At 60.1% G+C, this 12,754-nt stretch carries 12 protein-coding genes; 8 read left to right on the top strand and 4 right to left on the bottom strand.

Features of this window, described 5'->3' with window-relative positions; genetic code table 11:
* Positions 1 to 846, top strand: an 846-nt coding sequence (gene ilvA / locus K0F75_RS19575) for a threonine ammonia-lyase, biosynthetic (RefSeq protein WP_257604440.1), incomplete at its 5' end; no start/stop codon positions are given.
* 63 nt (positions 847 to 909) lie between these two features.
* The gene (locus tag K0F75_RS19570; RefSeq protein ID WP_219063622.1) at positions 910 to 1,338 is read left to right on the top strand and encodes a DUF2269 family protein; all 429 of its coding nucleotides are present in this window, start codon (positions 910 to 912) and stop codon (positions 1,336 to 1,338) included.
* Positions 1,339 to 1,450: 112 nt separating this feature from the next.
* Here K0F75_RS19570 and K0F75_RS19565 read toward each other — a convergent pair whose 3' ends face one another.
* Positions 1,451 to 2,107, bottom strand: a complete 657-nt coding sequence (locus K0F75_RS19565) for an HAD family phosphatase (protein WP_219063621.1) — start codon at positions 2,105 to 2,107, stop codon at positions 1,451 to 1,453.
* Between the two features lie 142 nt (positions 2,108 to 2,249).
* Here K0F75_RS19565 and K0F75_RS19560 point away from each other — a divergent pair, with 142 nt between their 5' ends.
* Positions 2,250 to 2,729 carry an RNA pyrophosphohydrolase gene (locus K0F75_RS19560; RefSeq protein WP_219063620.1) on the top strand — a complete coding sequence of 160 codons (480 nt, stop codon included), beginning with the start codon at positions 2,250 to 2,252 and terminating at the stop codon, positions 2,727 to 2,729.
* 22 nt (positions 2,730 to 2,751) lie between these two features.
* Entirely contained in the window at positions 2,752 to 5,031 is a 2,280-nt protein-coding gene (gene ptsP, locus K0F75_RS19555) for a phosphoenolpyruvate--protein phosphotransferase (protein ID WP_219063619.1), read from the top strand.
* A gap of 451 nt (positions 5,032 to 5,482) precedes the next feature.
* Here the strand turns inward: ptsP and K0F75_RS19550 are convergent, their stop codons facing one another.
* Positions 5,483 to 6,229, bottom strand: coding sequence for an NRDE family protein (locus K0F75_RS19550; RefSeq protein ID WP_219063618.1), 747 nt, complete (start codon positions 6,227 to 6,229; stop codon positions 5,483 to 5,485).
* Between the two features lie 116 nt (positions 6,230 to 6,345).
* On the opposite strand from K0F75_RS19550, the gene K0F75_RS19545 reads away from it, so the two are divergent.
* Genes K0F75_RS19545 through K0F75_RS19535 form a run of 3 tightly spaced genes read left to right on the top strand, consistent with a single transcriptional unit; the run spans position 6,346 to position 9,003 of the window.
* Positions 6,346 to 7,131 (top strand): sulfite exporter TauE/SafE family protein, encoded by a 786-nt coding sequence (locus tag K0F75_RS19545; protein ID WP_219063617.1) that lies wholly within the window; start codon positions 6,346 to 6,348, stop codon positions 7,129 to 7,131.
* Positions 7,132 to 7,167: 36 nt separating this feature from the next.
* The gene (gene lgt / locus K0F75_RS19540; RefSeq protein WP_219063616.1) at positions 7,168 to 7,980 is read left to right on the top strand and encodes a prolipoprotein diacylglyceryl transferase; all 813 of its coding nucleotides are present in this window, start codon (positions 7,168 to 7,170) and stop codon (positions 7,978 to 7,980) included.
* A gap of 51 nt (positions 7,981 to 8,031) precedes the next feature.
* Positions 8,032 to 9,003 (top strand): thymidylate synthase, encoded by a 972-nt coding sequence (locus K0F75_RS19535; RefSeq protein ID WP_219063615.1) that lies wholly within the window; start codon positions 8,032 to 8,034, stop codon positions 9,001 to 9,003.
* 98 nt (positions 9,004 to 9,101) lie between these two features.
* Here the strand turns inward: K0F75_RS19535 and cadR are convergent, their stop codons facing one another.
* Complete coding sequence (gene cadR, locus K0F75_RS19530; protein ID WP_219063614.1) at positions 9,102 to 9,548, bottom strand: Cd(II)/Pb(II)-responsive transcriptional regulator; 447 nt, start codon at positions 9,546 to 9,548, stop codon at positions 9,102 to 9,104.
* A gap of 80 nt (positions 9,549 to 9,628) precedes the next feature.
* Here cadR and K0F75_RS19525 point away from each other — a divergent pair, with 80 nt between their 5' ends.
* Complete coding sequence (locus K0F75_RS19525; RefSeq protein WP_219063687.1) at positions 9,629 to 11,908, top strand: heavy metal translocating P-type ATPase; 2,280 nt, start codon at positions 9,629 to 9,631, stop codon at positions 11,906 to 11,908.
* 29 nt (positions 11,909 to 11,937) lie between these two features.
* On the opposite strand, the gene hutG is transcribed toward K0F75_RS19525, so the two are convergent.
* Positions 11,938 to 12,741, bottom strand: a complete 804-nt coding sequence (hutG, locus tag K0F75_RS19520; RefSeq protein ID WP_219063613.1) for an N-formylglutamate deformylase — start codon at positions 12,739 to 12,741, stop codon at positions 11,938 to 11,940.
* Positions 12,742 to 12,754 lie beyond the last annotated feature (13 nt).

The raw sequence follows: 12,754 nt of genomic DNA, 5'->3' as shown, positions 1-12,754 counted from the left end.
CAGGTCGGGCTATTTGCCGACGGCGTGGCGGTGGCGCAGATCGGCAAGCACACCTTTGATATCTGCAAGGATTACGTCGACGACGTGATCACCGTCAGTACCGATGAAATCTGTGCGGCGATCAAGGACATCTACGACGACACCCGCTCGATCACTGAACCTGCCGGCGCACTGGGCGTGGCCGGGATCAAGAAGTACGTCGAGCTGTACGGCGTCAGCGGCCAGACCCTGGTGGCCATCGACTCCGGGGCGAACGTCAACTTCGACCGCCTGCGCCACGTCGCCGAACGCGCCGAGCTGGGCGAAGGCCGCGAAGCGATCATCGCGGTGACCATTCCCGAGAAGCCGGGCAGCTTCAAAGCGTTCTGCAAAGCCATCGGTAAACGCCAGATCACCGAATTCAACTACCGCTACCACACCGATCGCGAAGCGCACATCTTCGTCGGCGTGCAGACCCACCCGGAAAACGACCCGCGCGCCGCGCTGCTCAGCAGCCTGACCGAACAGGGCTTTCCGGTGCTGGACCTGACCCATAACGAACTGGCGAAGCTGCACATCCGGCACATGGTCGGCGGCCACGCGGCGCGGGTCAGCGATGAAGTGGTGTTCCGCTTTGAATTCCCCGAACGCCCCGGCGCGCTGTTCAACTTCCTCAACAAGCTCGGCGGCCAGTGGAATATCTCGATGTTCCACTACCGCAACCACGGTGCGGCGGATGGCCGGGTCATGGCGGGGCTGGTGGTGCCGGAGGACGAACGTCACCTGATCCCTGCGGCGCTGGCCGAGATTGGTTATCCGTATTGGGATGAAACGGATAACCCGGCGTACAAACTCTTCCTGGGATAAAGCGCTGGGATGAGGGGCGCGCTGCTACGCTGACGAAAATGATCTGACAGGGATTTAAAGAATATGGAAACTTTCACCGCCCTAAAAATCGTGCACAGCGTGGCAACGGTGCTGTTTGTGCTCAGTGCCCTGGGGCTCGCGGGCTGGGTCATTCGCGGCCGTTTTGCGGGCGACACGCTGGTCCAGAACCGTACGTTGCAACGGCCTTGGGTGCTCGTCTGGGCCTTGATGGGCGTGTGCCTGCTGACCTTGCCCGTTAGCGGCTGGTGGCTGGTGCATTACGGTGGCTGGCCGCTCAGTCAGACCTGGCTGTTGACCGCAGAGGTGCTGTATCTGTTCGGCAGCCTGAGCTGGTTGTGGCTGCTGGTGAGACTGAACCGCCTGCGCGTACCGGGGGCAACAGGTAACCCGAAACTCACCGTCGCACTCGCCGTGTTCAGCGGCGTGTGTTTTATCGCGATTGCAGGGTTGATGGGCGCCAAGCCGGTTTAGCTGGAAGCTCCTTCGGACCTTATCGCGGGCAATGACTGGGCGTTCCCCACGCTCCTGCAATGGAATGCGATCTACTGTAGGAGCGGGCTTGCCCGCGATGGCGTCCGGATCATCACTTCCGTAACGTAATCACCGGCCAGCCGCGACTTGTGGCTTCGGCGCGCAGTTGTGAGTCAGGGTCGACCGCCACCGGGTTGGCGACTTTTTCCAGCAGTGGCAGATCGTTCATCGAGTCGCTGTAGAAATAGCTGTCGTCCAGGTTTAAGCCGGTTTCTTCAAGCCATAGGTTCAGGCGCGTCACTTTGCCTTCACGAAAGCAGGGTATATGGATGGTGCGGCCGCTGTAGCGACCATCAATGATTTCGCATTCGGTGGCAAGCAGGGTATCCACACCGAGGCGCGTCACTATCGGCGCCGTGACAAAGCGGTTGGTCGCGGTGATTACCACCAGTTTGTCGCCTGCTTCACGGTGTTTGGCCAGCAACGCTTCGGCTTTGGGCAGAATGATCGGCTCAATGCAGTCGCGCATGAACTCGCGGTGCCATTGATCCAGCTGGGCCATCTCGGTACGGCCGAGGATTTCCAGGCTGAAGTTCAGGTAATCGTTCAGGTTCAGCGTGCCCGCCAGGTAATCCTGGTAAAACGCGTCGTTGCGCGCCTTGTAGGCGATGGCGTCAAGAATGCCGCGCTCGCACAGGTAATCGCCCCAGGCGTGGTCGCTGTCACCACCCAGAAGTGTGTTATCAAGGTCGAATAAAGCCAGGCGCATGGAGTTACTCACTGAAATAGCTGAAAAAAGGCCACCAGAATACGGCGTTTTCACAAGAGTGCACATAAGCTGCGCAGCCTCGTTGCTGCTTTCATAATCTTTGTGGAACAATGCGGCAACATGCGTTTACGAGGTTGTTGCCGTGATCGACCCCGATGGTTTTCGCCCTAATGTCGGGATTATTCTGACAAATGATGCTGGCCAGGTCTTATGGGCTCGGCGAATCAACCAAGATGCCTGGCAGTTTCCTCAAGGTGGAATCAACCCTCAGGAGACGCCGGAAGACGCTTTGTACCGCGAATTGAATGAAGAAGTCGGGCTGGAACGGCATGATGTGCAAATTCTCGCCTGCACCCGGGGCTGGTTGCGTTATCGTTTGCCGCAACGTTTGGTCCGTACCCACAGTCAACCGCTGTGCATCGGCCAGAAACAGAAGTGGTTTCTCCTGCGCCTGATCTCCAACGAGCAGCGGGTGCGGATGGATTTGACCGGTAAACCGGAATTTGATGGCTGGCGTTGGGTCAGTTATTGGTATCCGTTGGGCCAGGTGGTGACATTCAAGCGCGAGGTGTATCGACGCGCCCTTAAAGAGCTTGCCCCGCGCCTGCTAGCGCGCGACTGACGACGGAGTTCGACCCCGAGCCATGCTCAATACGCTGCGCAAGATCGTCCAGGAAGTTAACTCCGCCAAGGATCTCAAGGCGGCGTTGGGGATTATTGTGTTACGCGTCAAAGAGGCCATGGGCAGCCAAGTCTGCTCGGTCTATTTGCTCGATCCTGAATCCAACCGCTTCGTGTTGATGGCTACCGAGGGCCTGAACAAGCGCTCTATCGGCAAGGTCAGCATGGCGCCCAACGAAGGCCTGGTTGGCCTCGTGGGCACCCGCGAAGAACCGCTGAACCTCGAAAACGCTGCTGATCACCCGCGTTATCGCTACTTTGCCGAGACGGGCGAAGAGCGCTACGCGTCCTTCCTGGGTGCGCCGATCATCCACCACCGTCGTGTGGTCGGCGTATTGGTCATCCAGCAAAAGGAGCGGCGTCAGTTCGACGAGGGCGAAGAAGCCTTCCTCGTGACTATGAGCGCTCAGTTGGCGGGGGTTATTGCCCACGCTGAGGCCACCGGTTCGATCCGTGGGCTGGGCCGTCAGGGCAAAGGCATTCAGGAAGCCCGATTCGTCGGTGTGCCGGGTTCGCCGGGCGCAGCGGTGGGGACGGCTTTCGTTATGCTGCCGCCAGCTGATCTTGAAGTCGTGCCGGACAAAACCGTCAGCGACATCAAAGCCGAACTGGCCCTGTTCCAGAATGCCCTGGAAGGCGTGCGCGGCGACATGCGCTCGCTGTCGGCCAAGCTCGCCACCCAGTTGCGCCCCGAAGAGCGCGCACTGTTCGATGTTTACTTGATGATGCTCGACGACGCTTCGCTGGGCAGCGAAGTGACCGACGTGATCAAGACCGGGCAGTGGGCACAAGGCGCGTTGCGCCAAGTGGTCAGCGAGCACGTCAAACGTTTCGAATTGATGGACGACGCTTACCTGCGTGAGCGCGCGTCCGATGTCAAAGATCTGGGTCGCCGCCTGCTGGCCTATCTCCAGGAGGCGCGCCAGCAGACGCTGGTCTACCCCGATAACACTATTCTGGTCAGCGAAGAGCTGTCACCGGCCATGCTCGGTGAAGTGCCGGAAGGCAAGCTGGTCGGCCTGATCTCGGTACTTGGCTCCGGCAACTCCCACGTCGCGATTCTGGCGCGAGCCATGGGTATTCCGACGGTCATGGGCGTGGTTGATCTGCCGTACTCCAAGGTCGATGGCATTCAGTTGATCGTCGACGGCTACCACGGTGAAGTCTTCACCAACCCCAGCGAGATCATGCGCAAGCAGTACGCTGAGGTGGTTGAAGAAGAACGGCAACTGTCCCAGGGCCTCGATGCCCTGCGTGAGCTGCCGTGTGTGACCCTGGACGGGCATCGCATGCCATTATGGGTCAACACCGGCCTGCTGGCCGATGTCGCCCGTGCTCAGCAGCGTGGCGCCGAAGGGGTGGGCCTGTACCGCACCGAAGTGCCGTTCATGATCAATCAGCGCTTCCCCAGCGAAAAAGAACAGCTGGCGATTTATCGAGAGCAACTGGCGGCCTTTCATCCGCTGCCGGTCACCATGCGCAGCCTGGACATCGGTGGCGACAAATCGCTCTCGTACTTCCCGATCAAGGAAGACAACCCCTTTCTCGGCTGGCGCGGGATTCGCGTCACCCTTGATCACCCGGAAATTTTCCTGGTGCAGACCCGGGCGATGCTCAAGGCCAGCGAAGGCTTGAACAACCTGAAGATCCTGCTGCCCATGATTTCGGGCACCCATGAGCTGGAAGAGGCGCTGCACCTGATCCACCGCGCCTGGGGTGAAGTGCGCGACGAAGGCACCGACGTGCCGATGCCGCCGATTGGCGTGATGATCGAAATCCCGGCAGCGGTTTACCAGACGCGCGAACTGGCGCGTCAGGTGGACTTCCTGTCAGTGGGCTCCAACGACTTGACTCAATATTTGTTGGCGGTCGACCGCAACAACCCGCGTGTAGCCGACCTGTATGACTACCTGCACCCGGCCGTGCTGCAAGCCCTGCAAAACGTGGTGCGCGATGCCCACGCCGAAGGCAAACCGGTCAGCATCTGCGGTGAAATGGCGGGCGACCCGGCGGCGGCCGTGCTGTTGATGGCGATGGGCTTCGACAGCCTGTCGATGAACGCCACCAACCTGCCGAAAGTGAAGTGGATGTTGCGTCAGATCAACCTGAGCAAAGCCAAGGAACTGCTGGCGCAGTTGATGACCATCGACAACCCGCAAGTGATCCACAGCTCCCTGCAACTGGCCCTGAAAAACCTGGGCCTGTCGCGGATGATCAACCCGGCTTCGGTGAAAGGGCACTGACCTTCAGCGTCTGACACTCAGCCATCGCGGGTAAGGACTGGGCGTCCCCATGCTCTTACAAGGTGCCGCGGCTTACTGTAGATACCGTCTTGCCCCTCAATTAGGGTCAAACCCAAACCTGCCGGAAGCCCGTGCCGGGCTTATTCGCAGACAAGTCAGCTCCTACCTATCAAAAGCATTGTGCCCACACGGTCTCCGCTTCTGGCCGCTAGGCCGTAGGAGCAGACTTGTCTGCGAAGACCATTCGGAAGCCCGTGCAAAAGTATTGCCCACACGGTCTCGGCCTCTGCCCGCTAGGCCGTAGCTGACTTGCCTGCGAAAGGCCGGGGTCGCGTTCGACCCGGAGGACCTTCATGCGGGAGTGAATCCAGCCATTTTGCGACTGCTTCGGCCGGAACCCGGCCCGATTCGCAGTCTTCGGCAGCGCCTACAAGGGAGTGACGCCAACGCCCTAAACCCGCAACTCAACCTCACCCAAGTGCCCGCCATAGGGTCCGAAGCTGTGCTCGATGAAATGGCGGCTGCCGTCGGCGTTGACGATCAGCGCGCTGCTGGCGCGGGTGCCGTAGCTGGGGCTGGCGATGAATACGCTCGACAGTAAACTCTCTGTGGCCAAGCCCACGCCGGTATCGGGCAAGTCAGCGAACGGCGCTGTCGCCGGATCTCGCAGCAAGGTCAGAAGCCACGACGGCTGCGGGTCATCCAGTTGCGCGACGAGGGCGGCCTTGGCTTTCTGTAGTTTCGGCCACGGCGTATCCAGGCTTGCGTTCGACACGCCATAGACGCCTTCTTCCAGGCGTTGCGGGTGCGGATTCACAGCGCTCAGGTAATACAGCGCTTCGGCATTCCCGAGCAACAGATTGAAGCCTGCGTATTCATCGTAGCGGCCCACCACTTCGGCCAGATAGCCCTCCATCGATTGTTCGCCACACAAAAATTGCGCCACCAGCTCGCCGCGAGAACGACGCCCCAGCGGCTGATTCGGATTGCGGATATTGGTCAAGGCGGCAAAGCGTCCGTGAGCGCCAATGCCCAGCCAGGTCCCGCCAGCCTCAAGGTCGCGGCCGGCATACACGCCGGGTGCCTCAGGCCACTGGGCCAGCGGCTGGGTCGGGCGGGCATAGAACTCATCGCGGTTGGCGGCGACGATCAATGGCTGTCGGTGGGCGGGGCGCCAGGCGAAGACAATCAGGCACATGCGGGACTCCTTTTTTCTTCACTCTACCTTACGGATCAAGCGTACATCACATCGCTCGCCGCTAGAGCTGAGTGCCGTGCTTCCGTTACCATGCCGGACTGATTTGAGGGACACCCATGGAATTCCTGCTCTATTTGCTGTTGGGCGCTGGTGCCGGCGTGCTGGCGGGGCTGTTTGGTGTGGGTGGCGGGATCATCATCGTTCCGGTGCTGGTCTACAGTTTCACGTTGCAAGGCTTCGATCCGTCGATATTGACCCACCTGGCCGTTGGCACATCGCTGGCAACCATCATTTTTACCTCGATCAACGCGGTGCGAGAGCATCACCGTCTCGGTGCGGTGCGTTGGCCGATTTTTATCTGGATGACCGTGGGTATTCTCGTGGGTGCCGGGTTTGGCGCGCTGACGGCGAAAGCCATCGCCGGCCCGCACCTGCAAAAAATCATTGGCGTGTTCGCCGTGTTGGTGGCGTTGCAGTTACTTGCCGAGTTCAAGCCCAAGGCCAGTCGCGGCGTGCCGGGCAAGGTGGGTCTGACACTCGCGGGCACTGTTCTCGGCTGGGCCTCGGCCATCTTCGGCATCGGTGGCGGCTCGCTGACCGTGCCGTTTCTGATCTGGCGCAGCGTGCCGATGCAGCAGGCAGTGGCAACCTCGTCGGCCTGTGGCTTCCCGATTGCGGTGGCCAGCGCCCTGAGCTTCATGGTCCTGGGCTGGCATGACGCGAGGCTGCCTGCGCACAGCCTGGGCTTCATTTACTTGCCGGCGCTGCTGGGCATCGCCTTGACCAGTATGATTTTTGCGCGCTTCGGCGCCCGGCTGGCGCATAAACTGTCGCCACGCTTGTTGAAACGAATGTTCGCCACGCTGCTGCTGTGCGTGGGTATAAGCTTTCTGGTTCAGTAGCTCTAGTGACTAGAGCGTTTTATTTGAGGAGTCGCAATGCTGCCTTACCCGCAGATTGATCCGGTTGCATTGGCCATTGGCCCGCTGAAAATCCATTGGTACGGCTTGATGTACCTGGTTGGTATTGGCGGTGCCTGGTTGCTCGCTTCACGCCGCATGAACCGTTTCGACCCGACCTGGACCAAGGAAAAGCTCTCCGATCTGATCTTTTGGCTCGCCATGGGTGTGATCGTCGGTGGCCGACTGGGTTACGTGCTGTTCTACGATTTGAGCGCGTATATCGCCAATCCGCTGTTGATTTTCGAAGTCTGGAAAGGCGGCATGGCGTTCCACGGCGGGTTTATCGGCGTGATGCTGGCGGCCTGGTGGTTCGGCAAACGCAACGGCAAGTCGTTCTTCGAACTGATGGATTTCATCGCACCCATGGTGCCGATTGGTTTGGGCGCCGGGCGCATTGGCAACTTCATCAACGCCGAGTTGTGGGGCAAGCCGACCGATGTGCCGTGGGCGATGGTCTTCCCGCCGTTCAGCGATCCGGCGCAGTTGGCGCGTCATCCGTCGCAGCTGTATCAGTTCGCTCTGGAAGGCGTGGCGCTGTTCCTGATTCTCTGGCTGTTCTCGCGTAAACCACGCCCAACGATGGCCGTTTCGGGGATGTTCGCCCTGTTTTACGGGATTTTCCGCTTTGTCGTCGAATTCGTCCGCGTGCCGGATGCGCAGCTGGGCTACCTAGCTTGGGGCTGGGTCACCATGGGTCAGATCCTTAGCCTGCCGATGATTATCGGCGGTCTGTTGTTGATCTGGCTGGCTTATCACCGCGCTCCCTCGGCCAAAAACGCTGCGGTTTAACACTGAAACGCCGGGGTTACTGCCCGGCGAGTTCACCGATACAGGTAATTTATGAAGCAATATCTGGATTTAGTCGCCCATGTGATCAAGAACGGGACCTTGCAGGCCAACCGTACCGGGGTGAAAACCATCAGTTTTCCCGGCGCGATGTTGCGTTATGACCTGAAGGAAGGTTTCCCGGCGATCACCACCCGGCGCATGGCCTTCAAGTCGGCCATAGGCGAAATGGTCGGTTTTCTGCGTGGCGTGAACAATGCCGCCGAATTCCGCGCGCTGGGCTGCAAGGTCTGGGACCAGAACGCCAACGAAAATGCGCAGTGGCTGGACAATCCGTTCCGTAAGGGCGAAGACGATCTGGGCGAAATCTACGGTGTGCAGTGGCGCAAATGGCCAGCCTACAAAAGGATTGAGACCAGCAATCCTGCGGCCATCGAACTGGCAATCAGCCAGGGTTATCAGCAGATCGCTCAGTCCGAAGAAGACGGCCAGCCCTACGTCGTGCTGTACAAGGCCATCGACCAGATTCGCCAGTGCGTCGACACCATCATCAAAGACCCAGGCAGTCGCCGGATTCTGTTCCACGGCTGGAACTGCGCCCAGCTCGATGAAATGGCGCTGCCGCCGTGCCACCTGCTCTACCAGTTCCACCCGAACCAGGAGACTCGCGAGATCTCCCTGACGCTGTACATCCGCTCCAACGATCTCGGGCTGGGTACGCCGTTCAACCTGACCGAAGGCGCGGCCTTGCTGTCGTTGATTGGTCGCCTGACCGGCTACACGCCGCGCTGGTTCACCTATTTCATCGGTGATGCCCACGTCTATGAAAACCACCTGGACATGCTCAACGAACAGCTCAAGCGCGAGCCATTCCCGGCGCCGCAACTGGTGATCTCCGAGCGTGTGCCAGCGTTCGCCCAGACCGGTGTGTATCAGCCCGAGTGGCTGGAGCTGATCGAGCCAGGCGACTTTACGCTGGAAGGGTACGAGCACCATCCGGCGATGACGGCGCCGATGGCTGTTTGAGGCGTTGAGCCTGATCGCTCCCACAGGATTTTCGAGATCTTTGTGGGAGTGAACTCATTCGTGAATGTCTCGACGCGGTGTGCCTTGAAGCGCCGCGATCAATGACCGTGGCTTCTTCCCACATGAGAGTGTTCACTCTCTGCCGCCACAACCCCTCCGCTGGCTTCCAGCTGCTGCAAGATCCCGCAATGCTCCAGGGTGCCATCGATGCAGCGCTGACGCAGCTCCAATAGCTGCGCCTGCAATGCTTGCAGGCTCGCCACCCGGGCGTTGACGTGCTGGATGTGCTCGTCGATCAGCGCATTGACGTTCTCGCACTGGTCTTGCGGGCTGTCGCGCAGGCTTAGCAGGCTGCGAATTTCTTCGAGGGTCATGTCCAGGCTGCGGCAGTTGCGGATGAACGTCAGTCGTTCGACATGCGCCTGGGTGTAGACCCGATAGTTGCCGTCGCTGCGTGCGGGCGGCGGCAGCAGGCCTTCGCGTTCGTAATAGCGGATGGTTTCTACCTGGCAATCCGTCAGTTTCGCCAGCTCGCCAATCTTCATGGGGATTAATCTCGTTTACGTGCTTGACCCTATAGTGGCTACAGGGTGTTCACTTGGCAACAAGCACCTTCAAGGACTCGATGATGAGCCGCTCTGAACATCCGCATTCCGAACACAATCACTCCGAACACGACCATTCTGAACATCACCACGCCAAGCCCCATGCGGCGGCTGATCATGCGCACACCTGTTGTTCGTCAGCCGCTGCGCCTGCGGTCGTCCAGTTCAGCGAATCCACTTCGCCCTCGGCGCAGTTCAGCAGCTTCCGCATCGAGCAAATGGATTGCCCGACCGAGCAGACCCTGATCCAGAACAAGCTGGGCAAGCTGGCGGGGGTGCACAAGCTTGAGTTCAACTTGATCAACCGTTTGCTGGGCGTCTGGCATGAGTTGCCGTCTACCGACCCGATCTGCGAAGCGATCAGCTCGCTGGGCATGCACGCCGAGCCGGTTGAGAAGGGCGCCAGTGCCGATGCGACTGCTCCTGCGCCGGTGAAAAAACCGTGGTGGCCGCTGGCTTTATCGGGCGTGGCGGCGTTGGCGTCTGAAGTGATCCATTTTGCCCAACTGGCACCCAACTGGGTGGTAGCGCTGGTGGCGTTGGTCGCGATCTTGAGTGGCGGTCTGAGCACCTACAAAAGGGGCTGGATTGCCCTGAAAAACTTCAACCTGAACATCAATGCGTTGATGAGTATCGCCGTGACCGGTGCAGTATTGATCGGTCAATGGCCGGAAGCGGCCATGGTGATGTTTCTGTTCACCGTGGCTGAGTTGATCGAAGCCAAGTCTCTGGATCGGGCACGTAACGCCATCGGTGGCTTGATGCAGCTGACCCCCGAGTCGGCCACCGTGCAGCAAGCCGACGGTACATGGCTCAAGCAAGAGGTGAAAACCGTCGAGTTGGGCGCGCTGTTGCGCGTGCGGCCGGGCGAGCGAATCGGGCTGGACGGTGAAGTGGTCTCGGGCAACTCGACCATCGACCAGGCACCGATCACCGGAGAAAGCCTGCCGGTAGAAAAAGCCGCTGGGGACAAAGTCTTCGCGGGCACCATCAATCAGGCAGGCTCGCTGGAGTATCGGGTGACGGCTGCGGCGAATGACTCAACGCTGGCGCGGATCATTCATGCGGTCGAAGCGGCTCAAGGTTCGCGCGCGCCGACTCAGCGGTTTGTCGACAGCTTCTCCAAAATCTACACCCCGGCGGTCTTTCTGTTGGCTTTGGCCGTGGCGTTGATTCCGCCGCTATTGATGGGCGCTGTCTGGTTCGACTGGATCTACCGTGCGCTGGTGCTGTTGGTGGTCGCTTGCCCTTGTGCGCTGGTGATTTCCACCCCGGTGACCATCGTCAGCGGGCTGGCGGCAGCTGCGCGCAAAGGCATTCTGGTCAAGGGCGGGGTGTACCTGGAAAACGGGCACAAGCTCGATTACCTGGCGCTGGATAAAACCGGGACCATTACCCACGGCAAGCCCGTGCAGACTGACTACCTGGCGTTAGGCCCTGATGCCCCGGGGATCAGCGACATCACGCGGAGCATCGCGGCCAGTCTGGCCAGCCGTTCCGAGCACCCTGTGTCGCAGGCCATTGCCAAAGCCTCGGCTGAGCAGCAATTGACCCTGCATGAGGTCCAGGCGTTCGAAGCCCTGGCCGGGCGTGGTGTGCGCGGTGAGGTGGGCGGTCAGCTTTATCACTTGGGTAACCATCGGTTGGTAGAAGAGCTTGGCCAGTGTTCGCCGGAGCTTGAGCTAAAGCTCGACGCATTGGAGCGCCAGGGGAAATCCGTGGTGCTGCTGTGTGATTCACTCGGCCCGATAGCGCTGTTCGCGGTTGCCGATACGGTCAAGGAAAGCAGCCGTGAGGCCATTCGCGAATTGCACGCGCTGGGCATCAAAACCATGATGCTCACCGGCGACAATCCGCATACCGCGAAGGCGATTGCTGATGTGGTCGGCATCGATCAGGCGCAGGGCAACCTGTTGCCAACTGACAAACTGCAGGCCATCGAAGCACTTTATGCTCAGGGCCATCGCGTGGGCATGGTCGGAGACGGCATCAACGATGCGCCAGCCCTGGCCCGCGCCGAGATTGGTTTCGCGATGGCGGCGGCGGGGACGGACACTGCAATCGAAACCGCCGATGTCGCCTTGATGGACGACGATCTGCGCAAGATTCCGGCTTTTATTCGCCTGTCACGTCAGACGTCTGCGATTCTCAAGCAGAACATTATTCTCGCGCTGGTGATCAAGGCGGTGTTCCTGATCGTCACCTTCGCCGGCATGGCAACCATGTGGATGGCTGTGTTTGCCGACATGGGCGTCAGTTTGCTGGTGGTGTTCAACGGGTTGCGGTTGCTCAGGAAGTAGCGGTCGCCTGACATGAGGCTTTCGCGGTATCAGCCTGGGTAGCGCTTCTGTCCCCAATCGATCAGTGTTTGCAGCAGGTTTTGCAGCACCTCTTGTGTGGGCTCGGCCAGGTCCGGACGGTACTTGAAGGGTTCGAACTCTTCCATGTAGGTGCTTTGCACCAGCTCCAGCTGCACGGCATGGATGTTGTTCGCGGGGTCACCGTAATGGCGGGTGATGTGGCCGCCCTTGAAGCGTCCGTTGAGGACATGGGTGTAATCGGTGGCTGATGCGCAGACCGCTTCCAACTCGAGGGCCAGCGTTGTGCTGCAGCTGGCGCCGTTGAACGTACCGAGGTTGAAGTCCGGCAGGCGGCCTTCAAACAGGTGCGCAATCTCGCCCCGAATGGAATGCGCATCGAACAGCAGCGCATAGCCGAATTCGTCACGCAGCCGCGCCAGTTCGTGCTGCAACCTTTGGTGATACGGGGTCCAGATCAGCGCCAGATAGCGGGCGCGCTCTTCAGCGCTGGGTGCCAGGCCTTCGCGGAACAGCGGTGAGCCGTCAAACAGCGTCGCCGGGAACAGGCCTGTGGTCGCGCCGGCATACAACGGCGTGTCATCGGCCGGGCGATTGAGGTCGATGACGAAACGCGAATACTCGGCCGCCAGGGTGCTGGCCCCCAGTTCGCTGGCGAAATCATACAGCTGCGGGATGTGCCAGTCGGTGTCTGGCAGGCTTTGTGCTGCGTCCACCAGACCCGCCTCGACCACTGGGGTCAGGCGCAATCCAGCGTGGGGCATGCTGATCAGTAAGGGCAGCCGGCCGCGTTTGAAATCCAGAACCTTATTCACACCTACCTCCTGA

The sequence above is a fragment of the Pseudomonas sp. UMAB-08 genome, assembly GCF_900095225.1.
In the GTDB taxonomy this organism is placed as follows: domain Bacteria; phylum Pseudomonadota; class Gammaproteobacteria; order Pseudomonadales; family Pseudomonadaceae; genus Aquipseudomonas.
The sequence above is the reverse complement of the archived record's forward strand: the minus strand, read 5'-3'. Positions and strand labels throughout refer to the sequence as shown.

What these genes read in the sequence shown, in the direction of transcription:
- K0F75_RS19570 (WP_219063622.1), top strand. Translation starts at nt 910, where the DNA reads ATGGAAACTTTCACCGCCCTAAAAATCGTGCACAGCGTGGCAACGGTG.
- K0F75_RS19565 (WP_219063621.1), bottom strand. Translation starts at nt 2,107, where the DNA reads ATGCGCCTGGCTTTATTCGACCTTGATAACACACTTCTGGGTGGTGAC.
- ptsP (WP_219063619.1), top strand. Translation starts at nt 2,752, where the DNA reads ATGCTCAATACGCTGCGCAAGATCGTCCAGGAAGTTAACTCCGCCAAG.
- K0F75_RS19550 (WP_219063618.1), bottom strand. Translation starts at nt 6,229, where the DNA reads ATGTGCCTGATTGTCTTCGCCTGGCGCCCCGCCCACCGACAGCCATTG.
- K0F75_RS19545 (WP_219063617.1), top strand. Translation starts at nt 6,346, where the DNA reads ATGGAATTCCTGCTCTATTTGCTGTTGGGCGCTGGTGCCGGCGTGCTG.
- lgt (WP_219063616.1), top strand. Translation starts at nt 7,168, where the DNA reads ATGCTGCCTTACCCGCAGATTGATCCGGTTGCATTGGCCATTGGCCCG.
- K0F75_RS19535 (WP_219063615.1), top strand. Translation starts at nt 8,032, where the DNA reads ATGAAGCAATATCTGGATTTAGTCGCCCATGTGATCAAGAACGGGACC.
- cadR (WP_219063614.1), bottom strand. Translation starts at nt 9,548, where the DNA reads ATGAAGATTGGCGAGCTGGCGAAACTGACGGATTGCCAGGTAGAAACC.
- K0F75_RS19525 (WP_219063687.1), top strand. Translation starts at nt 9,629, where the DNA reads ATGATGAGCCGCTCTGAACATCCGCATTCCGAACACAATCACTCCGAA.